Annotated in this window: 13 protein-coding genes; 8 read left to right on the plus strand and 5 right to left on the minus strand. The window is 57.7% G+C overall.

What is annotated here, in order from left to right:
* Positions 1–29: 29 nt before the first annotated feature.
* The 3 genes from E9954_RS21905 to E9954_RS21915 all read right to left on the minus strand — a co-directional run bounded on the left by E9954_RS21905 (position 30) and on the right by E9954_RS21915 (position 8,449).
* Positions 30–863, minus strand: coding sequence for a hypothetical protein (locus E9954_RS21905; protein WP_136081427.1), 834 nt, complete (start codon positions 861–863; stop codon positions 30–32).
* A 256-nt stretch (positions 864–1,119) separates the two neighbouring features.
* A complete protein-coding gene (locus E9954_RS21910; RefSeq protein ID WP_168442497.1) occupies positions 1,120–6,933 on the minus strand; it encodes a right-handed parallel beta-helix repeat-containing protein in 5,814 nt (1,937 codons plus the stop codon).
* 400 nt (positions 6,934–7,333) lie between these two features.
* On the minus strand, positions 7,334–8,449 hold the full coding sequence (locus E9954_RS21915) for a RidA family protein (protein WP_136081429.1): 1,116 nt from the start codon (positions 8,447–8,449) through the stop codon (positions 7,334–7,336).
* 230 nt (positions 8,450–8,679) lie between these two features.
* Between E9954_RS21915 and E9954_RS21920 the strand changes: the two genes are divergently transcribed.
* From E9954_RS21920 to E9954_RS21940, 5 genes are all read left to right on the plus strand, one after another.
* Entirely contained in the window at positions 8,680–10,401 is a 1,722-nt protein-coding gene (locus E9954_RS21920) for an FAD-dependent oxidoreductase (protein ID WP_222847278.1), read from the plus strand.
* A 129-nt stretch (positions 10,402–10,530) separates the two neighbouring features.
* A complete protein-coding gene (locus tag E9954_RS21925) occupies positions 10,531–12,258 on the plus strand; it encodes a sodium:solute symporter (RefSeq protein WP_136081430.1) in 1,728 nt (575 codons plus the stop codon).
* 157 nt (positions 12,259–12,415) lie between these two features.
* Positions 12,416–13,831, plus strand: a complete 1,416-nt coding sequence (locus E9954_RS21930) for a sulfatase (RefSeq protein ID WP_136081431.1) — start codon at positions 12,416–12,418, stop codon at positions 13,829–13,831.
* A gap of 24 nt (positions 13,832–13,855) precedes the next feature.
* Positions 13,856–15,271, plus strand: coding sequence for an arylsulfatase (locus E9954_RS21935; protein ID WP_136081432.1), 1,416 nt, complete (start codon positions 13,856–13,858; stop codon positions 15,269–15,271).
* Between the two features lies 1 nt (position 15,272).
* Positions 15,273–18,413 (plus strand): glycoside hydrolase family 2 TIM barrel-domain containing protein, encoded by a 3,141-nt coding sequence (locus tag E9954_RS21940; RefSeq protein ID WP_136081433.1) that lies wholly within the window; start codon positions 15,273–15,275, stop codon positions 18,411–18,413.
* Positions 18,414–18,827: 414 nt separating this feature from the next.
* Here the strand turns inward: E9954_RS21940 and E9954_RS21945 are convergent, their stop codons facing one another.
* Positions 18,828–19,349: a hypothetical protein gene (locus tag E9954_RS21945; RefSeq protein ID WP_136081434.1), complete on the minus strand. Its 522-nt coding sequence runs from the start codon at positions 19,347–19,349 to the stop codon at positions 18,828–18,830.
* Positions 19,350–19,637: 288 nt separating this feature from the next.
* Positions 19,638–19,793 (minus strand): hypothetical protein, encoded by a 156-nt coding sequence (locus E9954_RS32700; RefSeq protein ID WP_168442498.1) that lies wholly within the window; start codon positions 19,791–19,793, stop codon positions 19,638–19,640.
* A 328-nt stretch (positions 19,794–20,121) separates the two neighbouring features.
* Here E9954_RS32700 and E9954_RS21950 point away from each other — a divergent pair, with 328 nt between their 5' ends.
* The 3 genes from E9954_RS21950 to E9954_RS21960 all read left to right on the plus strand — a co-directional run bounded on the left by E9954_RS21950 (position 20,122) and on the right by E9954_RS21960 (position 23,202).
* On the plus strand, positions 20,122–20,553 hold the full coding sequence (locus E9954_RS21950; RefSeq protein ID WP_136081435.1) for a hypothetical protein: 432 nt from the start codon (positions 20,122–20,124) through the stop codon (positions 20,551–20,553).
* Positions 20,554–20,635: 82 nt separating this feature from the next.
* Positions 20,636–22,009: a TolC family protein gene (locus E9954_RS21955; RefSeq protein WP_136081436.1), complete on the plus strand. Its 1,374-nt coding sequence runs from the start codon at positions 20,636–20,638 to the stop codon at positions 22,007–22,009.
* Positions 22,006–23,202, plus strand: a complete 1,197-nt coding sequence (locus E9954_RS21960) for an efflux RND transporter periplasmic adaptor subunit (RefSeq protein ID WP_136081437.1) — start codon at positions 22,006–22,008, stop codon at positions 23,200–23,202. Before E9954_RS21955 ends, E9954_RS21960 begins: the two co-directional genes overlap by 4 nt.
* The last annotated feature ends 1 nt before the right edge of the window (position 23,203 follow it).

Below are 23,203 nucleotides of genomic sequence, written 5' to 3' on the forward strand. Positions count from 1 at the left end.
TCTTTGAATTGATGGTCTTCAGCCTTGTGTTATTCCTCGGGGTTGATCGGAATGTTCTGGATCGGTTTCAGGCTTTCTTCAAGCTTTTCAACCGGTTCCTTTTCCTCAGGCGGAAGCGGTTCCGGAGCCTCTACGGTAACCTGGGGAACAACCGGTTTCTTGCGCTCCGGCTTGTACTCCGATTTTATGGGTTGGTTGGAGATGAAGACGGAGAGTCCATCGACCACATAGTGCTTGGACTTCGTTAGCACTCCGCCATCCAGCACCATCCAGACAAAGCATTCATCGCTCACCGGATCGAACCACAGGGCTCGCTGCCGGCTCCCCGCCAGGACAATATCCATAATGTCCCGATCCACCGCGAGCGAACTCCTGCGCGAGTTTTCGCTGCGGCCTTCGCCGGTTGCGAGGGCGTTGTCTTCGAGTTCGGAGCGCCCGACCGTCTGCAGCCGGGTTTCGAGCATGCTGGCCAGTTCAATTCGGCCCGAAAGCCGCGCTTCGTCCAGCTGTTCACGCACGCCGAGCCCTTTCGGGGAGGAGACCCCAACGGCTCCAACAACGCCGCCGATGGCCGGGTTGATGACCCAGTCGGGAATGAGGGCATTCTTGTCCTTCATGACCGGGTAGTTGATGGTCAGTGTGTCACCGGACTGCGATGACGTTGCGCCTTCCACCTTCACGGTCATTTCCGAGCGTCCGACGGGGCCGGCTTCTTCCGTTTGCGTTACTGCGCCTTCTTCAGCTGCGTCTTCCGGCGCAGGGGTGGTTTTGGCCGTTTGGCATCCGGATAGAAATACCATGGCCGTCGCAAGGGACAACGCGACGGTTGTGAACTTCATGTGAGTGAACTTGTCGTTACTCATGGTGAACTCCTTACTTCAACTCAGGCGGGAGTTCTCCGGGAAGCGTGGGCACGCGCCCATGGGGACTATGCCGGCTTAAACCGCCCTCCTGAATGAACAGAATTGTAAGGGGCGGGTGGCTTTGGCACAAGGATTAATATTTTTTTTGAAACCATAAATAGTTAGTCGGCCTTCTTTCCGGGGCGGATGGGCCCCTTGCGCCGCCCGGGCGCACGGCGTGCGCCCCTCCGGCAAGGCCTCGTAATCGTTAAATGCCCTAATCGGTCCAAACGTTGATTTTGTAGAAGGCGGCGCCGTTGGTTTTCTCGACGGCGCAGGAGCTTCCGGGGTAGTTGACGACCGGGTCTATGGCTTGGAATTCATTAGTCAGGCTGTCCGACCACAGAACCTGATAGGAGCGGTCGTTGACCGAATCCCAGTGCAGCACGATGGTGTTGCTGGTCATTTCCTGTTGGATGATGCGGAAGTAGGAGTCGGGGTCGAGCGGATCGGTTCCGGCAATGAATTCATCGCGGTTGTTGAAGATGTCGCTGTCGGAGTTTTCATCGGCCACGGCATTGGTGACGCCGCCGAAGTTTTCAAGCTCCCAGTCATCGTCCATTCCATCGGAATCATAATCCCCGCCGCTGATCCAGCTTTCATTGGCGCCCATGTCGACGGTTCCATTGAGGATCCGGGCCCAGCCGTTGAAGTCGCGGTCGGATTCGACATAGCTGTTGCTGCCCGCATTGATGCAGGGGGAAAGGATGCTGAGGTAGTAGCCGCTGCCGCGGATGAGGAAGTCCGGGGCATGGGCCACAAACAGCGGGGCATTGGTGATGTTGCCGTATGGCCCATGCGTTAGATCGGGGCTGCACGAGTTTTTAGCTGTGACATATTTTAGATCGATTCCGGCAGTCCAGGCAAAGTTGCTATAGATAATGGAGTTGTAGGCATAGCCGGAATAGCTCCCGCCGCCGGTGTCGGCGCCGTTTTCCACAAGGGTGCAGTTGCGGAGGGTGGTGTTGTATGTTCCGCCCCCATATTGGGTGGCGAAGTTAAAATGGAAGGTGCAGTTGTGAGCGGTTCCGTTAAATATCCCGCCGCCGGAGACCGAGGCTCGATTGGTGCTGATATCGCACCGGTCGGCCATGCAGCTGGCGAGTCCGCCGCCGGAGGGGGCGGCGTTGCTGGTGATGGTGGAAAAGAGGACCGTGCTGTCATAGGCCGCGCCGCCCTGGGTGGTGGCGGTGTTGTTGGAAAGGATGCATCCGTTCAGCGTGCCGCCGGAGAGCGCTCCGCCATAACCAGCCGTGTTGCCGCTGAGGGTTGAACCGGTCAGCATGCTTTGATACGCCGCACCGCCCTGGGAGGTTGCGGTGTTGTTGGCCAGCGTGCAGTTTTCGAGCGTCCCTTTGTAGGCTCCGCCGCCGTAATAGGCCGCACAGTTGGAGATGGTGGAGTAGGTGATGCGCGGCGCACCGTTTTGGCAATAAATCCCGCCGCCGATGTTGTCGCCCGATCCGCCGGTAGCCGTTGCTCCGTTTTGGATGGCGAGGTTTTCGAGCACGCAAGCGCTGTAGCCGAGCTGGAAGCAGCGGTTGCTGCCGCCGGCATCAATCACGGGGATCGGCAGAGTTCCGACGATCTCATCGTTGTCGCCCTTCAGATGAACGGCTTTGTTCACGACAATGGGTTCGGTGATATGGTAGGTGCCGGCATCGATCAGCACGCGGCCTCCGTGAATATTCTGGGCATCGACTCCGGCCTGAATGGTTTGCTTGGCGGTGGCCCAGCTGGTCCCGTCGTTGCTGTCGTTGCCGAAATGTTTCACATGGATATCCGAATCATCGTTACTGACCACTTGCACCGTTTGGGTGCGGGAGAGGCCCGACGGGTAGGTATCGTTAAAGGCGGTGAGCACCACGTCATAGTTGGCCGAATTTGGTCCGGACCATGAATGAGAGAGCACGCCGGTTGTGTTTGTGATGCGGGTGCCGTCGCCAAAATCGACGATGGTTTTGGAGACCTGTCCGTTGAACTGAGCCACATAGTTGCCTTCGATATAGATTGCGATCGGCGATGGACCGTAAAACGCCATTTCGATGGGGCCGGAAAGGCTGGCGCCGATTTCATCGCAGCCCATGGCGGGCGGCGTATTCCACGTTTCCCCGTCGAGGTCGGTTCCGGTGGCATAGGCCGCATTACCCGCGCCGATGCAGGGTGAATTTACTGCAATGTGCGAGCCGGAAACCAGCAAAGGATTGTTGGTGATGGACCCATCGGTGCCGTGCGGCGCGTCGGGCGAGCAGGTGTTGACGATATAGTTGAGGTTAATGTTTCCGTCGTTGATATCGTTGTTCCCGGTGGTGGCCGTATTGCCCCAGACGATGCAGTTTTTGGTCTGCCCGTATACCCCGCCCGCATCGCTGGCCGAGTTGCCGGTGACGGTGCAGTTGAAAAGTTTGGTGGAGTGGGTGCCGCCGCCGATGTCGTCGGCAATGTTGCCGCTGATGGCGCAGTTGTAAGCGAAGCCGGCATACATGCCGCCCCCGAGAGTAGCGCGGTTTCCGCTGATGACACAACGGGTCGCGGTTCCGTTATGAATGGCGCCGCCAGAGCTTGCTGCTGAATTTTCGATGAAAGAACACCGATTGGCCACGCTATCGCGTATGCCGCCGCCTCCGTGTACGGCTGTATTTTCGATGAACAGACAATCGTTGGCCGTGCCTTCATTTATGCCGCCTCCGTAGCCGTTGGAATCGTTTCGGGTGAAGGTGCAGTTATTCGCGATGCCTTTGCTCATGCCGGCCCCATTGCCATAATTGGAACCAGTCGTGTAGATTCTGTTTTTGATGAAGGTGCAGTCGTCGGCCGTTCCGCCATACATGCCGCCGCCGCTGCCGCTGGCGGTGTTTGCAATGAACTCGCATCGGGTGGCGTGGCTTAAATAGAGTCCTGCACCCGTTGAGGCGGTGTTATTGGAAAAGACGCAGTCGATGGCCGTGCCGTAGCACATGCCGCCGGCTGTGCCCGCGTGATTGTCAGAAAGGATGCAGTTGGAAAGTATGGGGGAGCGGGTGTAGTCGCAAAAGACGGCGCCGCCGGTCCAGGTGAAATCGGCGTTGCGGATGGTTAAGCCGGTGATGATGCTGTGGTTGTCGCCGATCTCCATGGCGCGGGAGTGCTGGTAGTCGGGAAGGCTCCCCGCATCAATAATGGTGGTCGCGGCTCCGTTCTGGCTGAGTAGCTGAATGTCCTTGTCGATCTTGATGGTGGCGGCGAGCGTATAGGTTCCGTCGGCCAGCAGAACGCGTCCGCCCGGAAATTCCTGTTCGTCGATGGCGGCCTGGATGGTTTTCTTGGCCGTGCCCCATGAGTGTCCGTTGTTTTCATCGGAGCCGTTCGGCGAAACATAGATGGTGCTGAAATCCGCCGCGAACACGGTGATGGTTTTTGTGACGGAGTAGCCGGCAGGATGGTCGGCGTTGTAGGCCGTGATGACCATGTCGTAGGTTCCCGGAGCGTTCCAGGTATGCCAAATGGGGATGATGCCGGTTCGTATTGCGGTTTCTCCGTCGCCGAAATCGATGGTGTCGCCGGAGAGCGCGCCTTGTATATCCACCGTGAAGAAGGTCTTGAACCCCGCCGGCAGGTCGGAGGGGCCGTCGATGGTGATGGTCAGGTCGCCGATCGGCGCATCGGCCGGTTCGTCGCAGCCCATGGCGGGGATGCTGCGCCAGTGTTCGCCGTCGATATCCAGCGTATCGCGGGGAATGGTCCCCGAACCGGCGCAGGGCGAGGTCAATGCAATATGGGAGGCCGAAACGAGCTGCGGGTTGTTGGTGATGTTGCCGTTTGATCCGTGGGTCAGCTCGGCGGAACAGGAGGTGTTGGCGGTGGTTGAAAACAGATCATTCGCCGACTCCAGCGCGGTGTTGTGCCAGATGATGCAATGGTCTGCCGTGCCGCCATACATGCCGCCACCCGAAGTGCCGGCCTGATTGGCGGTGATGGTGCAGTGCGTGGCTTTGGTACCATAGGTGCCGCCGCCGCCCTGATACGCTTTGTTTTGGTTGAACACGCAATTATTCGCCGTTCCGTTATACATGCCGCCGCCGAGGGTGGTGGAAAGGTTCTGAATAAACTGGCAGTCATTGGCGATGGTATCTCGTGCGCCGCCGCCAATGGGACCTTCGTTTTCCTTAAAGATGCAGCGGTTGGCTATGCCGCCTTGCATCCCGCCCGCGCCATTATTAACCGTCGTGTTATCCAGAAACAGGCAGTCGTTGGCGCTGCCGCTTTGCATGCCCCCCGGGCCATTGGAGGCGGTGTTCTTGGAAAAGGTGCAGTTATTGGCCGTTCCGCGCCACATCACCCCGCCTCCGTATCCGCCGCTGTTGTTTTCGGTGATGATGCAGTTGGAGACGACCGGATTGATGCCGGAGCAATAGATGGCCCCGCCGCCCGACGTTCCATGAACGGAATAACCGCCCGCTTTTTTAATGGTGAAACCTTCCACGAGGCAATTCCGATTATTCAGGTAGAGGCATTGATGTTGGGTGTCGCCTTGAATGGTGGTGAGGGTTGCGCCGTTGACGCTTTGGATGCGTATGTCTTTTTCCACGATGATTTCGGCCGTGACCGAATAGGTGCCGTTCGAGACGAGCACGAGCCCTCCCGCATAATCCTGCACATCGACACCGGCCTGGATGGTTTTCTTGGCGGTTGCCCAGCTTTCGCCGTCATTGCTGTCGTTGCCGTCCGCATCGGAAACATAGATGGTGGTGGTCAGATCCCTGCGCACAAAAACCGTGTTGGTCGTGGAGATGCCGCCGGGGTAGGAATCGTTATAGCCGGTCAGAACGACATGATAGTTTCCGTAGGTCCAGGCATGCGAATGAGTGAGTGTGGTTGCATTGGTGACGGCGGCACTGCCGTCGCCGAAATCAAGCACGGTTCGGGTGACGGCCCCTTCAACATAGGCCGTAAAGAAAATCGGCTGCCCTTCGGCAATTCTCTCCGGCAGATCGTTGCGGCAAATGATCGCGCCCTCTACAGCCCCGGGGATGATCTCGTCGCAACCGATGGCTGGAGCCGCCAGCCACTCTTCACCGTCGATATCCGTTCCCACGGCGTAGGCGGCGTTGCCCGCACCGAGACAGGGCGAGGTGGCGGCAAGGTGTGAGATGGAAAGCAGCTGGGGATTGTTCGTGATGCTGCCGTTGGCGGTGTAGTCCGGCAGGCAGCAGGATTGGATTGTCGTGTTGTATGTCGTTGCGCTGTTGTCGGTGGCGGTGTTGTTCCAGAGGATGGAGTTGTAGGCCTGGCCATAGGCCATTCCACCGCCGACGCTGGCCGTGTTTTCGGTGATGGTGCAGTGGGTGGCGGTCGACAAGTAAAGCCCGCCGCCATAGCCGCCTGCACGGTTTCCACTAATTGCGCAGCCGATCGCCGTTGACGAACACAATCCGCCGCCGCTTCCGGCCGCAACGTTGCCCACAAACAGACAGTTGGTGGCCGTGCCATAATAAAGCCCGCCGCCCTCTCCGGAAGAGGTGTTGTTTTGGAAGGTGCAATCCGTGGCCGCAACCTGGTAGCCGCCCCCCCCCTGGTAGGCCTCGTTGTCTACAAAGGAGCAGCCGGTTGCAACCGTTTTATTGGCGCCGCCGCCATAGTAGGCGCCGGTGTTGTTTCGAAAAATGCAGTCCGAGGCGCGCCCGTTAACCATGCCGGTGCCGTCCGTGTCTTCAACGATGCAACTATACACTGCAGGCTGGGAGCCGCTGCATCGAATGCCCGCCGTTTTTGCGTTGCGGATCGTGAAGGCATGCAGCCGGGTGTCGGTATTGCCCAGATTGAAGCAGGTGTGCAGACCCTGCCCATCGAAAACCACATGTTCGGGTTCCGGTTGGAGAAAGCTGCGGATTTCCAGGTTGTTGGTGATCACGATGGAGGAGGCCAGCGAATAGGTTCCGGGCATCACAAAGATGACATCCCCATCCTGGGCGTAGGGCAATACCTGTTGAAGCGTGTGGGCCGCCTCGTTCCAGCCGTTGGTATAGGGTGGGTTCTGGACTGGACTATTCATGTTCACCCAGTAGGTTTCGCTAGCTTGAGTCGAGCAAACTGCACCCAATGCCAATGTAAAGAGACTTCGTTTAATGTTTTGAAACGTCATCATAATTCCTGTCCGGTTTAATCTCTTGGGTTTGATAGGCGAAATATTTAAAAGATTGTATATGAGTTTAGTGCCCGGAACCCAGTAAAATATGTACCAAGATATACGCGTATATGCGCATCGGTAATTATGCATATGCATGCTTGTTTAGATGCCGGTGTCGAAAGTGGCCGCGATCTGGGAAGTCCGCGTCGCCAAGTTGGCACGCATGAACGGCGATCCGCGAACGCCCTGTTTTGGCGCTCGATCCGCTGAGCAAAAAAAAGCCCCGACAGTCGAACGGCTGTCGGGGCTTTAGGAGGAGATGGGATCAGTTGGCCTTGACGGCGTCGAGCTCGATCTCAAAGAGGAGGTCGTGCCGACAGACGTCGGCATGCGAAATCGCCACCGGAAGTTCGGGCAGGTTGTTCTTGGTGCAATATTCGGCGAGCAGGTGCGCTTCGTCGAAGTTTTTGAAGTAGGCGATGGCGCGGGAGGTGTCGCCCCAATCCATGCCGCGGGATTTGAGGATTTCGTGAACGACTTCCATGGTCAGCCCGATCTGCTTTTCGCAGTCGTCGAGGTGGACGGTTTTTCCGCCGGGCTCGATGCTGGCGGTGCCGGAAATGGTTAAGAGCCGCGAGCCGGGTTGGTCAATTTCAACCGCACGTGCAAACGAGCTCTTGTAGTCCAGTGCGGGGCACTGCAAAGGGGAGGGGACGGCAAACACCTTCACGCCGTCGTGCTTGGGCTTAACGGCCCAAAGCGCGCAAACCATCTCTTCGCCAGCGGCGGAGCCTGCGCCGATGCCGGTGCTGGCCGGTACCATTTTCTCGAACGTGCCGCGTTCCTTGAAGAACTGGGTCCGGACGACATTGAATTCGTCGTACCACTCGAGCAGGTTGTTCAGGTAGATCCAGGTGCGGGCGATATCGGTGAAGACCATATCGGCCTGCTTGAGCAGGTTTTCCATTTTTTCGAAGACGGCCCGCGCCTGTTCTTCGCGGCCCAGGGTGAGGTCGTCGGCACGGATGTCGCCGAGCAGGCAATAGCGCGCGTCTTCGGTGTCGTACCAGTTGCCGACCTTGCGGTCGCCGTCCATGACGGGATGGAGATCGGTGCCGGAAAGGGCGATGAACTGGGTTCCGGTGATGGTCGAACCCGAGCAGGCATCGCCATGCAGAAGGGTGAGGGGCCAGTCGAGCTGCTTGATGGCGGAGACGGCCTGCGGATAGAACTGCCGCCCGCCAAACAGGTATTGGAACGCGATTTTTGCACCGCGTTCGGCCATCTCGGCCGAAACCCGGTCAAACACATCGTGCATGTTTTCTTCGGTGGTGTTCGCCGTGGTGAAGTAGGCCTTTACGCCATCGTGGGGGAATTCCACGATCTGCATGGTGTCGGTCGGATTGATGATTGATTCTTCCATATTCAGTGTGTCTTTCATTTGCCCGGTCTTTTGGAAGGGCACTTTTGATGTTCTAGTAGCAGTTAACATACCAGACTCCTTTCGTTTTATGCCGCCTCCCGCAACGGACTTCAACCATGAGACGCTTCGCATATGTGCCGTTGGACAGAAAGAAAACCCAATGTCTGCATTTCCGGGCCGACCGTGTCAGAAGAGGAGGGGGCCATCCGTCCCCTATTATGGATCAGGTGGATTTGCTTAGGAGGAAGATGAAGATTTTGATGGGTTTGGCTGTGGTTTTATTGGGCGGTGCGGCGATGGCTGCGGATGTGTTGGTTGAGGTGGAAACCTTTGCCGAAAAGGGGGGGTGGGTGGTGGATCAGCAGTTCACCCATACCATGGGCTCCCCCTATTTGCTGGCGCATGGCATGGGCAAACCGGTTGCCGATGCCCGGGGAAGAGCGACGTTCCCTGCTGCCGGAACCTACCGGGTCTGGGTGCGCACCCGGAACTGGGTGCCCGGCGATTGGCCGGCCCCGGGGCGCTTCAAGGTGAAGGTCGGCGACCGCCTGCTTCCCGCCGAATTCGGCACCCGCACGGGCTGGGGATGGCAGGACGGCGGAACGGTCGAACTCCCCGGCGGGGACGTGGAGCTTCGTCTGGTGGATCTAACCGGCTTCGAGGGGCGCTGCGATGCCATCCTGTTTTCGACCGATCTTGAAACGGCGCCTTCCGATACGCTGGAAAGACCCGGGCCGGAACCCGCCCCGGCCGGTAGGTTTGACGTGGTGGTGGTCGGCGGCGGCATTGCCGGTTGCGGCGCCGCCCTGGCCGCCGAGCGCCAAGGGCTCAAGGTGGCGCTGATCCACGACCGTCCCCGTTTGGGCGGGAATGCCAGCGACGAAGTGCGGGTGCATACCCTCGGGATTCATGGGAAGGGCGAAGCGATTCTTTCCGGGATTGATTCCGAGCATTGGAAAAACGGGTCTGCCGAAGCCATTCAGGACACGGAAAAAAGGCACCGTACGCTCGATGCCAGCGACGTTAGGCAATTCCTCTGTTGGCGGGCCTACGGTGTGCAAATGAATGGGCACCGCATCAAAAGCGTCGATGCGCGGCATATTGAAAGCGGAGCGGCACTGCGGTTCGAAGCCCCCGTCTTCATCGATTGCACGGGCGACGGCTGGATTGGTTTCTGGGCCGGCGCCGATTTCCGCTACGGCCGGGAAAGCCGGAACGAATTTGACGAGGGCTGGGAGAAGCATGGCGACTTGTGGTCGCCCGAAACGCCCGACAACCGGGTGATGGGGGCCTCGGTGCTCTGGAATTCGCACCGGCTCGAAAAGCCGTCGTCGTTTCCCGAGGTGCCGTGGGCGATGGATGTGGCGAAGGACCATGCCGCCATCAACGGCGAATGGCAGTGGGAGTTTTCGCATAACGACCTGCACCAGATCAACGATGCCGAGGAGATCCGCGACCACCTGTTCCGCGCCATCTACGGCTCGTTCAGCAACGCCAAGAAAAATCCCGAAAACGCCACCGTGGAACTCAAATGGGTGGCGCACATTGCCGGCAAGCGCGAATCGCGCCGCCTGGTGGGCGACTATGTCTACACGATGAAGGATGTGACCGAAAAGCGGACGTTCCCCGATACGGTCGTTACGGAAAAGCGCGCCATCGACGTCCACTACCAGGAAAAGCTCAAGGGCAAGCCGGTGGATTTCCTCTCCGAGGCGCTCTTCCTGCGCAAAGGCGAATACCGTATTCCGTTCCGCTGCCTCTATTCCCGCAACATCGAAAACCTGATGATGGCCGGGCGCTGCTTCAGCTGTTCGCATGTCGGGCTGGGCGGCCCGCGCGTCATGAACACCACCGGGCAAATGGGCATTGCCACCGGCAACGCCGCCGCGCTCTGCATCGAGCACAACACCACCCCGCGCGGCGTCTACGAAAACCACCTCGCCGAGCTGCGGCGTCTCTGCGGATACTAGCCGGTGCTTCGACGGCCGGACCTTGGAAATTCCGTGCATCGGAAGTGTTGATCTATTCCTGTTGGATCAGCATTATCTCCGCAATATGGAGAAAGAACCTGCAACGGGCAACGAATGGGAGCGAGTGGGATGACGGGATTGGACTGGGGAGTAATCGGAATCTATTTTGCCGCGCTGATTGGCGTGGTGTGGTGGTCTTCACGCAAGCAGGATACGTCGGCGGACTATTTCCTGGCGGGGCGCAACATTGGCTGGTTTGCCATCGGCAGCTCGCTGTTCGCCTCGAACATCGGTTCGGAGCACATTGTCGGCCTCGCCGGTTCCGGCGCTTCGACCGGCATGGCGATGGCGCACTGGGAAATGCATGCGTGGGTCATGCTGCTGCTCGGTTGGGTCTTTGTTCCGTTCTACTACCGCGCCAACGTCTTCACGATGCCGGAGTTCCTTGAAAAGCGCTTCAATGCGAAGGTGCGTTGGATTCTCTCGGTCGTGTCGCTCGTTGCCTACGTGTTCACCAAGGTGTCCGTCACGGTCTATGCCGGGGCGCTGGTGTTCCAGACCCTGCTGCCCGAAATGCAGCTGACGCTCTTCGGCCAGGTGTGGGGCCCGTTCTGGATCGGTGCCTTCGCGACCGTGGTGCTGACCGGCATCTACACCATCTTCGGCGGCTTGCGCGCCGTGCTCTACACCGACACCGCCCAGGCCATCATCCTGCTGATCGGTTCCTTCTTCATCACCTTCTTCGGCCTCAAGGCCCTGGGCGGCTGGGGCGAGCTGCGCGCGGTTTGCGGCGAACGCGCCACCGAGCTCGCCTTGTGGCGCCCGATGGTCCAGGCCGGGTCGGAGCTGCCCTGGTGGAAAAACGGCGACTTCCCGTGGCTCGGCATCATGCTGGCATCGCCGATCATCGGCATCTGGTATTGGTGTACCGACCAATACATCGTCCAGCGCACGCTCGCCGCCAAGAACCTCACCATGGCGCGGCGCGGCGCCATCTGGGGCGCGTTCCTCAAGGTGTGGCCGGTCATGATTTTCCTCGTCCCCGGCATGATTGGCTGGGCGCTGCACCAGAAGGGCATCATCGCCATCCCCGCCAAGTTGGTGAACGGGGTGGAGGTGGCCCCGATCGACGGCGACCAGGTCTTTGCAACCATGGTGATGAACATGCTGCCGACCGGCCTGCGCGGCCTGGTGGTCGGCGGCCTGCTGGCGGCCCTGATGAGCTCGCTCTCCTCGCTGTTCAACTCCTGCGCCTCGCTCTTCACGGTCGACATCTATGAAAAGCTGCGGCCGAACCAGTCCGAAAAACACCTCGTGACGGTTGGCCGCTTCGCGACCTCGATCATCGTGCTGTTGGGCATGGCCTGGATTCCGGTCATGTACAAGGTGGCCGGCGGCGGGCTCTATCAATATTTGCAAAGCGTGCAGGGCTATCTCGCCCCGCCGATCACTGCCGTCTTCCTGCTCGGCCTCTTCTGGAAGCGCATCAACGCGCAGGGCGCCATGTGGGGCTTGCTGGTCGGCTTCCTGCTCGGCATGGCCAAGCTCACCATCCAGGCCAAGTTCGGAACGCTCGATCCAACCAAGGTGGCCGATCCCGCCTTCCTCGCCGCCATCGGCGACTTCAATTTCCTCTATGCCTCCGGTGTGCTGTTCCTCATCAGCATCGCGGTCGTGATCGGCGTCTCGTTCGCCCATCCCGCCCAGGACGAAGCATCCATTGCCGGGCTCACCTACGCCTCGCTCGACAAGAAGGAGGTCCGCGCCTCGGTCGAACGGTTCGATATCGTCCTGACGGCGGTTGCCGTTGTCCTGATCGTCGGCATGTATCTCTACTTCAGCTTCTGGCTGAATTAGGGGGCAGCATCGGGGAGTTTGTTTTTTTTGTCACCCCCCGCGCCGATCGGGCGTTTAGGGGGGTGGTATGAATTCTAATGAAAAAATTGCTGATTTGTTTCGGTGGGGGGATTGTTCCGCCCGCCATCAATATTTTTCAGCGGAAGGGACTACCAAGATGAAACGAATGTTTTCCGTTTTTTTGCTGGCCGCGATAACCTGCGTGGGCCAACCCAACATCGTCTACTTCAATGCCGACGATCTCGGCGTGATGGATGTGGGGTTCAACTCGGAGCGTTACCACACGCCCAACATTGACCGCCTCCGGGCGGAAGGCATGCTGTTCACCGAGGCCTATGCGCCGGCGGCCAACTGCGCCCCCAGCCGGGTCTGTGTGTTCAGCGGCCAGTATGGCCCGCGCCACGGCGTCTACACGGTGGGCAATTCCGACCGCGGCAGCGCAAAGCACCGCAAAATCGTTCCGGTGGAAAACCGCCTATTCCTTCCCCCGCATAACCTGGCCATCCCGCAGGCGCTGAAGGCGGCGGGCTATAGGTCGATCCATCTCGGGAAGTGGCATGTGAGCAAGGACCCCTTGGAGCAGGGGTTCGATGTGAACATTGGCGGGGGCAAGGAAGGCGGGCCATCGGGCGGCGGATATTTTTCGCCCTTCCAAAGCGGGCCGATGCAACCGTTCAGCGACCTCTACCCCAAGGGCACGCACCGGGTGGACATTTTCGCGGACCAGGCGATCCGGTTCATGCGCGAAAACAAGGAGGGCCCCTTCTTCCTGCACATGGCCTATTATTCCGTCCACTCGAAACTGGAGGCGGTGCCGGAGTTCATCGAAAAGTATCGGGGCAAGGAGGTGGATGCCGTCTATGCCTCGATGATCGAGAAGATGGATCAGGGCATCGGCCGAATCCTGGATGAGCTGGAGGCGCTGGGGCTGAAGGAAAACACGCTGGTGCTGTTCTGTTCCGATAACGGCGGCATCTGCAAGACCTCCAGCCAGCAGCCCTTCCGCGCGGGCAAAGGGTCCTATTTCGAAGGCGGCACCCGCGAGCCGCTGGTGGTGCGCTGGCCGGGAAAGGTGAAGCCGAATTCGACCTGCCAGGTTCCCGTCATTGGAATTGATTTCTATCCCACCTTCCTCGACGCCGCCGGGCTGCCGGCGCCGGAGGGCAAGCAGCTCGACGGCGTGAGCCTTGTACCGCTCCTGACCGGCGCCGCTCCGATTCCGGAGCGCACCCTGTTTTGGCATTTCCCGGTCTACCTCCAGAAATACAGCGGCGTTGACGATGAGTCGCACGATCCCCTGTTCCGCACGCGGCCGGGCTCCTCGCTTCGGCAGGGCAAATGGAAGCTGCATGAATATTTCGAGGACGGCCGCATTGAACTCTACGATCTTGAAGCCGATGTCGGGGAACGGAAAAATATCGCGGCGAGCCATCCGGAAAAGGTGGCGGAGCTGCACCGTTTGCTGAAGGAGTGGCGCAACGAAACGAACGCGCCGGAACCGACCGGCCCGAACCCGGGCTACGACGCGAAGGCCGAGGCCGCCGCGATCCAGAAGGAACGGAAGAAGGCATGATGAAAACAAGCAATAGGAGATGCCATGTTTAAACATATACTCGCCGCGCTGCTTCTTGGCGCGGCGGCAAGGGCGGAAAAGCCCAACCTGATCTATATTCTGGCCGACGATCTCGGCTACGGCGACTTGAGCTGCCTCGGGCAGGAGCATTTCAAGACGCCGCACATCGATGCGCTCAAGGCGAAGGGCATGTTTTTCGAGAACCACTATTCGGGCAGCACGGTCTGCGCACCGTCGCGCTCGGCGCTGCTGACCGGCCAGCACACCGGGCACACCTTCGTTCGCGGCAACAAGGAAATCATGCCGGAAGGGCAGCACCCGATTCCCGCGGAGGTCGTGCTGCTGCCGGAAATGCTCAAGGACGCCGGCTATGTGAGCGGCGCGTTCGGCAAGTGGGGGCTGGGCTATCCCGGTTCCGAAGGCGATCCCCTCAAGCAGGGCTTCGATGTCTTCTACGGCTACAACTGCCAGCGCCTCGGCCACCACTACTATCCGTACCACCTCTGGGACCAGGATCAAAAGGTGATCCTCGAGGGGAACGCCGGAACCGCCAAGGGCGAATACGGCCCGGAGCTGATCCACGCGCGAACGCTGCAGTTTATCGAGGACAACAAGGATAAACCGTTCTTCGCCTATGTGGCCTCCATCATCCCCCACGCCGAACTGGTGGCGCCGTCGGCATACATGCAGCAGTTCCGCGGCAGGTTCGAGGAACCCAAGCCGTTCGAAGGGTGCGACGAAGGGCCGGAGCTGCGCCTCGGCCGCTACCAGTCGCAGGCCGAGCCGCGCGCGGCCTTCGCGGCGATGATCACGCTGCTCGACGACCAGGTGGGCGAGATTGTGGCCCTGACCGAAAAGCTGGGCATCGCCGACAACACCCTGATTATTTTCACCTCCGACAACGGCGCACACCAGGAGGGCGGGGCGGACCCCGCGTTCTTCAACAGCAACGGGCCGTTCCGCGGCCATAAGCGCGACCTGTTCGATGGCGGCGTGCATGTGCCCATGATGGCCTACTGGCCGGGAAAAATCCCCGCCGGAAGCACCTCGGGGCACATCTCCGCCTTCTGGGACATGGTGCCCACCTTCACCGAGCTCGCCGGCGTGCCAACGCCGGAAAACACCGACGGCATTTCCATGGTGCCTTCCCTGTTCGGCAAGGGCGACCAGCCGGAGCATAAATATCTCTATTGGGAGTTCCATGAAAAGGGCGGACGCATCGCCGTGCGCATGGGCAAGTGGAAAGGGGTGCGCTACAACGTGCTCAAGAATCCGAACGAGCCGATGAAGCTGTTCGACCTGTCGGCCGACCCCGGCGAACAGACGAATGTGGCCGACGGGCACCCGGAAACCGTTGAGCAAATCATGGCCATCATGAAAAACGCCCGCACCCATTCCGACATCTTCACCTTCGGGCAAAAGCAATTCAAAGGAGAATAGCATGCTGAAAACCACCACCTTGTTTCTATGGGCGGCCATCGCCGCAACGTCCCTCGGCTTCCAGAACGATTGGGAAAACGAACGGATGATTGAAAAGGGCAAGATGCCCACGCGCGCAACTTCGTATTCCTACCAATCGGTGGCGGATGCGCTCGGTGGCGACCGTTCGCTCGCCCGGTTGAAGTCGCTCGACGGCGAGTGGAAATTCAACTTCACCCCCGATTCCAAGGACCGGCCGTTGGATTTCTTCCAGGCCGGCTTCAATGCCGCGGGCTGGGGAACCATCCCGGTTCCTTCGAGCTGGGAGATGAAAGGCCACGGCCAACCCATCTACACCAACTCCAAATACCCGTTCACGGCGAACGAGCCGTTCATCGACCGCACGAATCCCGTTGGCTCCTACCTCCGCGACTTCGAAGTTCCCGCCGACTGGAAAGACCAGCGGATCATCCTCCATTTCGGTGGCGTCTCTTCGGCCTTCTACGTTTGGCTGAACGGCGAACTGGTTGGCTACAGCCAGGGCAGCCGCCTCCCGGCGGAGTTCGATGTCACCCAGCAGCTCAAGGCCGGCAAGAACCGCCTGGCGGTGCAGGTGTTCCGCTGGTCGGACGGCTCCTACCTCGAAGACCAGGACATGTGGCGCCTGAGCGGTATCCACCGCGAAGTGCTGCTGCTGGCGCAACCGAAAATCGCGTTGAACGATTTCTTCGTCAAGGCCTCCGCCGACGGGCGGCTGCAGGTGCGCCCGCGCATCCTCTCGGATGCGTTGAACAATTCCAAGGGCTGGAACCTTTCCGCGCAGTTGTACGATGCCGACGGCAACGCCGTGCTCGGAAAACCGATGCAGCACGGCCTGCATAAGATCCTGAACGAATCCTATCCGCAGCGCGACAACGTGCCGTTCGGCCTGCTGGAGGCCCAGGTTTCCAATCCGCGCCTCTGGTCGGCGGAGGACCCCTATCTCTACACCCTCGTCTTCAACGTAACGGGCAATGGGGGCGAACTGATGGAGGTGCGTAGCTGCAGGGTCGGTTTCCGCACCATCACAATCAGCAACAAGGCCGAAGTGCTGGTGAACGGCGTGCCGGTCAAGATGATGGGCGTCAACCGCCACGACCACGACCATATCGAGGGCAAGGCGCTGACCCGCGAGGACATCCGCAAGGACGTCGAGCTGATGAAGCAGTTCAACTTCAATGCCGTGCGCACCTCGCACTACCCGAACGATCCCTATTTCTACGACCTGTGCGATGAATACGGAATCTACGTCATGGACGAGGCCAACATTGAATCGCACGATGTCCGCGGGCAGCTGGTCAACCGCGCCTCCTGGCACTATGCCGTCAACGACCGCGTCCTGCGCATGGTCGAGCGCGACAAGAACCACCCGAGCATCGTCTCGTGGTCGCTCGGCAACGAGTCGGGCTATGGCCCCATCCACGCCGCCGCCGCAGGCTGGATCAAGGATTACGACCCGACCCGCTTCATCCACTACGAAGGTGCGCAGGGCGATCCGAATTTGCCCGGCTACGATCCGAAGATGGCGATGATGGCGGGGCAGACGCATCCGCTGCTGGCCAATCCCGACGATCCTCCCTGTGTCGATTGCGTCAGCCGCATGTATCCCTCCGTCGCCCAGTTGAAGGCTCTCGCCGAAGCGGAGCATATCAAGCGCCCGGTCGTCATGTGCGAATATGCCCACGCCATGGGCAACTCGCTCGGCAACATGACCGACTATTGGGACCTGATCCGCTCCAAGCCCAACCTGATGGGCGGCTATATCTGGGACTGGATCGACCAGGGCGTCCTGGCCAAAAACAAGGACGGGGTCGAATACTATGCCTACGGCGGCGACTTCGGCGACAAACCCAACAGCGCGAACTTCTGCATGAACGGCGTCATCAACTCCGACCGTACGCCGGGGCCGAAAACGTGGGAATGCAAATATATCTTCCAGCCGGTCGTTTTCGAGGCCGTTGACCTGAAGGCCGGCAAGGTCAAGATCGCCAACCGCTTCAATTTCGCCAACCTGAAAAACTATTCCATCCGCTGGAGCCTCTCCGAGGAAGGAACGGTTGTTCAGGATGGCAAGCTGGATGCCATCGATCTGCCCGCCGGTCAAAGCCGCGAAATCAAGGTTCCGTTCAAACCAACTCAGTCCGGCAAGGAGGTCTGGTTGCGCCTGGGCGTGCACGAAACCACGGCCAAGCCCTGGTGCAAGGCCGGCTTCGAAATCGCCAAGGAGCAGTTCCTGGTGAAGGGTGGCGATGGCTCACCGAGCCGTCCGTCGTCCGGTGCAAAACTGGTGGCCAAGGACGGTGCGAAGGCGGTCGTCTTCAACGGCAAGGGCTTCTCGGCCTCGGTGGACAAGGCCAGCGGTGAACTCGTCAGCTATGCGGTCAAGGGCGAAGAGTGGATCAAGAGTCCGCTGCGCCCCGCCTTCTGGCGCCCGCAGACCGACAACGACGCGCGGGGCGGAAGCACCCATAAGCGCATGACGCATTGGAAGGATATCGACGGCAAGCTGGCCACGGAGTCGGTTAAGCTGGAAAAGCCGAACCGGGTGGTTGTGAAAAAGACGGCGGAGAAAACCGACCTAACCATCACCTACACCTTCGGGGACAACGGGGTCGTGGAAGTGGCAGCGGAACTCGACGCCGATCCTTCGTTGCCGCCGATGCCGCGCCTCGGGTTCTCCATGGGGATTTCCGGTGGATTCGGGCAGACCCGCTATTTCGGCAAGGGGCCGTGGGAAAACTATTGCGACCGCAATGCCGCAGCGGAGGTGGGCCTGTACGAAAGCCCGACCGCCAACCTGTATTATGAATATGCCAAGCCGCAGGAAAACGGCCACCGCACCCAAACGCGCTGGATCGAGCTGGCGGGCAACGCCGGCAAAATGCGGGTCGATGGCGCCGAGCCCTTCGGCTTCTCCATCTGGCCCTGGTCGTTCGAAAACCTGTCTGCCGCGAAGCATACCTACGACCTCGTCGACCAAGGGTTCTTCACCCTCAACATCGACCACCGGCACATGGGCGTCGGCGGAACCGACTCGTGGACCATCAAGGCCCTCCCGATGGAGCACTACCAGGTTCCGGCAGGGCATTACGTCTGGGCATTCACGTTGTCGCCTTCCGAATAAAGCATCATCGATAACGCACGCGTTGTCATACCAAATTAAACTTTTACCACAGAGGGCACTGAGGCACAGAGGAGCGGGATTGCTATGGTTCTCTGTGTCTCGGTGCCCTCTGTGGTGAGACCATTCAAACTAAGTTCCTATCAGTAGGGCCAGACCCACCCACGGGTCTGGCCTTTTGCGTCTCTTCCTGAAACGGAAATGAACCAACCGCAAATCAACGCCAATAGACGCGAATGGCCAATGATGACGGGCGCTTTGCTTGAGCGGTAGGATTTATTGGGAAAATTGTCCTAAAGGTCTTTGATTAATCCTATGCGCTTATTTTAGCTGGATAGTTTTTGAAATAGGTTTCGTCGGGATGCTCTGTTCGTTTCAATGGTTTTGCATTGGGTATTCATTCGCAAACTCAAAGCACTATAGGTGAATGCCGAAATGCAGACCTATCATGTGATGCGATTCCTCGCTGGTTTTTGAATAGCCGACGACCGGGCCGAGGTCATACTTCCCCACCTCGAATAGGTAGGCCGCTTCAAGATGCGTTGTATACTCGGTTTCCATACTGCCCTCATGTTCAGCCCACAGCACACCTGGAGCAACAGACAGCATCAGACCACGCCAGGGATAAACCGCAATCGGCACCATGGCGGCATAGTGTTGTTCTTCGGCGGCGATATATTCTGCGCCCAGACCGATCGCCAATTTATTCCACACACCCTCGCTTCCCAGCCGCTTCATCACATGGCCGTGAAATCCGGCAGCGTCTTCGCCTTCTTCCTTGAGGTGCACAAAGCCGACCGAAAGGCCAATTTCCAGCCCGCTTGTATCATGGCCGTGATCGTCATGGTCATGGACTTGCTGTGAAAAACAGGACGGACTCGCCCAAAACCCGCAAATTATTAAACAAACCGCGACCGGAAAAACCTTTATCTTCAACATCAGAACTCCCTTGATTATCTATTGCAAAACCTCAATGGCGGCGAACCATCCATGCTGGAGCACCGTTTGACAATTTATTTTTCCGACTAATAGAAGCAGAATATCTGATTGAGGCGGGTCATTTAATATGAGGCAACTCGGCAACTCGCAACCACTCATTTTCGAAATAGAGAACTTGTCATATTGTTTTACTCATGAAATACTTCGACCCGATTTTTTTTTTGAACTGAGATGACTATTCCGAGGCAAACTTCAAATAAAGCTCCGGCCACAATATTAACACTGTGGTTATGTTTGATATTTGCAATTTCGGGCATGGCGGAGTTTTTGCCGCATGCGGGACATCACCATCATCACCACGATGACCACTTTGAAGGCATAGCCCTGGATCACAGTGATCACGAACACCACTCTGGCGAAGTACATGGCGCAGATGTCCCTCATCCTATAAAACCCTGCTGTTTGAGCGGGAATCAGTTTCCTCCGTCGTCAAAACCCGCTTCTTTTTGTTCTGTCCACAGCCCTAACAGCTCAAAAACCTTAGCCGCTTATGGTCTGGCAGCAAATTGCATCTCGGGGGTACCTCCTCCTAAACTTGATGTAATCTCAGCTTATGCAAATTCATGCCGCCTGCTGGGCACCTTAGTGCGTCCGGACAGGACAGTTGTGCTCCTGATTTGATACGGATCTGATATCGTATCTTTTCCTAGTGCCATGGAGTTTATAACCCCATTCGGCATATCTTAAAATTTCTACCACAGGAGCACTTCATATGTGTGGTAAGTACATCTCTTTAGTTTCATCTCTTATAATTTCACAGGTCATTTGTTCCTGTTCAACAAGCACAGCGATAAAACCAACAGTGGCAATCCAAACAGAATCCAGTCGAACGGCAGGATTCTACAATGTTACGGCCAGCCGGGAGCCAGACGGCCTCCGTATCACCGGCAAACTTCATCGGAAATCTTTTCCAAAAAGTCAAAGTACTGGACACGTGGATGTTCACATTCTTGATGGCTCAGGAAAGACTCTGCAAATCGTCCACGTTAAACCTACCCCCGGGATGTTTTTCCGACGCTCCGTCGTGAAACCCCGTTTTTCGGCGTTAGTGCCGGTTGAGCCGGGTAGCGAGTTGACCGTGGAAGTCAAACATCATGCTGCATCGATTTCCGTTCATAAGCCGAATGGTTTTGATGCGACTTGACGAAGTTACTTTCGCTATCGCCCTGTGGTTTGCAGACCATGTGGCATCTTCCATCACCATCTAACTATCCAAGGAGCCCTTTATGGACCGGAGAGTTATTCTTTTAAGCTTAGTCATACCTTTATTCTTAGGGGGGTGCGTCAGTACGGAGCAGGTCAAAACGCCTCCGCCACGCCCTCTCGCAGCAAAATACGAGTTTACAGAACAAGAGGCTGAAGAGCCGGGTGGTCAATCCAAACCTCTTGCCGACCCGACAGGTGTTTTAACGCTTCAGGAGTCGCTGGCTTCTGCCCTTCTGCATAATCCCGAGCTTCGTGCTTTCTCATACGATATTCGAGTGGCGGAAGCACAGGCATTGCAGGCTGGGTTGTGGTCTAATCCGGAAATCACGGTTCTTGTGGATGAGTACAACCGCGACGGGGCCGGGTTCGACTCTGCGGAGACGTCTATCCTGTTGAGCCAGCAGTTTGAGCTCGGTGGCCAGCGCCGCAAGCGATCCCGGGTGGCGGCTATACAGGGTGAAATCGCCGGATGGGACTATGAGCGAAAGCGGTTGGATGTCTTCACCGAAACCACTCTGGCTTTTATTGATGTTTTGGCGGCCACACGCCGCCTGGAGATTGCAGAGACGCTGGTTGCGTTGGCGGTGAAGAGCAATGAAGCCGTTGTCGAACGGGTAAATGTTGGAAAAGAAGTGCCGTTGCAGGCGACAAAAACCACAGCCGAAGTTGAATTTGCCCGCTTAAAAAAGATGGAAGCCGAGAGTGAGCTGGAGACCGCCCGAAAAGGACTGGCATCTAAGTGGGGAGCTGATACGGCCCGGTTTCAGAGTTTGTCCGGAAACCTTGATCGTGTGTTGAAATCCATTCCCGAGCGGGAGCAACTGGAACAACAGCTTGCAAGCAATCCCGAGCTCGAGCGATACAACGCTGAACTGCGCCTGAAAAACGCCTCTCTCTCTCTGGAAAATTCAAGAAAAGTTCCGGATATAGAGGCTGCTATTGGTGTGAAACGTTTCGAATCGGATGGGACGGACGCTCTCTCGTTTGGCATCGGGGTTCCGCTTCCTTTGTTTAACCGGAATCAGGGTAATATTGCAGCCAGTAATTATGAATTGGCCAAAGCGGAAGCCGGACAGATTTCCGCAAAAAACAAGCTGATTGTAGAACTTGATCGGCAATACGGAGAACTCAGCCGGGCTCATCGGCGGGTGTTGATTCTTCGTTCCAAAATGATTCCCGCAATGGAAGAAGCTTATACCATGGCCCATGAAGGATACCAGGAAGGTAAATTTGATGTGCTGGACATGCTCGATGCGCAGCGAAGCCTGATGAAAAGCAAAGGCGATCTGATCGATGCGTTGGCAGATTACCACACCTCTGTCGCAGCCATTCAGAGAATCATTGGCATCAACCTTGAAGATTTGACCGAAAAAGATTTGGAGAACGTAGAATGAAAACCGTAACGAACCACAAGATAACTATCATGAGCATCGCCCTGTTATTTGCAGGGTTTTCAACCCTGGAGACACATGCCGCCGGAGAACATGCAGATAATGTCACGCATGATGATCAAGTAAAACGGCTGGTCGTAACGCAGGAACAGGTAAAACAGCTGGGCATAAAAATCTCGAAGGCAAAGACCGGCAATGTACCGAACGAAATCCGGACGCCAGGAGAAATCCGAATGGATGAAAACTGGGTCGCCCATGTGGCCCCTCAAATCACCGGTGTGGCCAAACAGGTCAATGGGAAACCGGGTGAGTGGGTTGAAAAAGGCGCCGTTCTTGCCGTCATTAACAGCCGAGAGCTGGCCACTGCAAAATCAGAATACCTTGCAGCGGTTGAGGTGACCGCTTTGAGGGAGGAGAGCTTTAAGCGCGAAGAAAAACTGTTTAGCAAAAAAATCTCGGCGGAACATGCTTATCATGAAGCTGAACTGGCTTTAAGCGAGGCCCGCATCACCGAACGGAACTGTCGTCAAAACCTGCTGTCTTTCGGTTTAACACAGGATGAGTTGAAAAAACTGGATCAGGAAACGGAGGAGGACTTTTCTTCATACCGGGTTGCTGCTCCGATTCAGGGCACTATCATTCAAAAAGACCTGATTCAGGGTGAGGTGATCCAGGAGGGTGAAAATCTGTTTGTTGTTGCCGACCTATCATCGGTATGGGTGGATCTGGCGATTGGGCAGAACGACATCCCGTTAATCAAAAAAGGCTATCCTGTTACGATTCAGTTGCCTGGAGCATTGGACGTATCCGCAGCGGTCGGCTTTATTTCTCCGGTGGTCGATCCGCAAACCCGAACAGCAGCAGTGAGACTTACGCTGGATAATGCGAACGGCCACCTGCGCCCCGGAACTTTTGTGGAGGCCATCATCCAGATTCCATCCGACCGGCAGGCTATTGTTGTGCCTAAAGATGCGGTGCAGCTGGTCTTCGACCATCCCACTGTTTTTGTGTGGAATAACGGGTCTTTTGAGCAACGTGAAGTTTCAACCGGAATTTCCGATGGAAAAAATATCGAAATCCTCTACGGAGTTTCTGAAGAGGAGCTCGTCGCATCAGTAAATGCATTCCATTTAAAGGCTGAGGTCATCAAGGCTGCCGCCGGTGATATTGTCAGCGGCCATGGACACGCCCACTAAA

This window comes from Pontiella desulfatans (genome assembly GCF_900890425.1).
In the GTDB taxonomy this organism is placed as follows: Bacteria; Verrucomicrobiota; Kiritimatiellia; order Kiritimatiellales; family Pontiellaceae; genus Pontiella; species Pontiella desulfatans.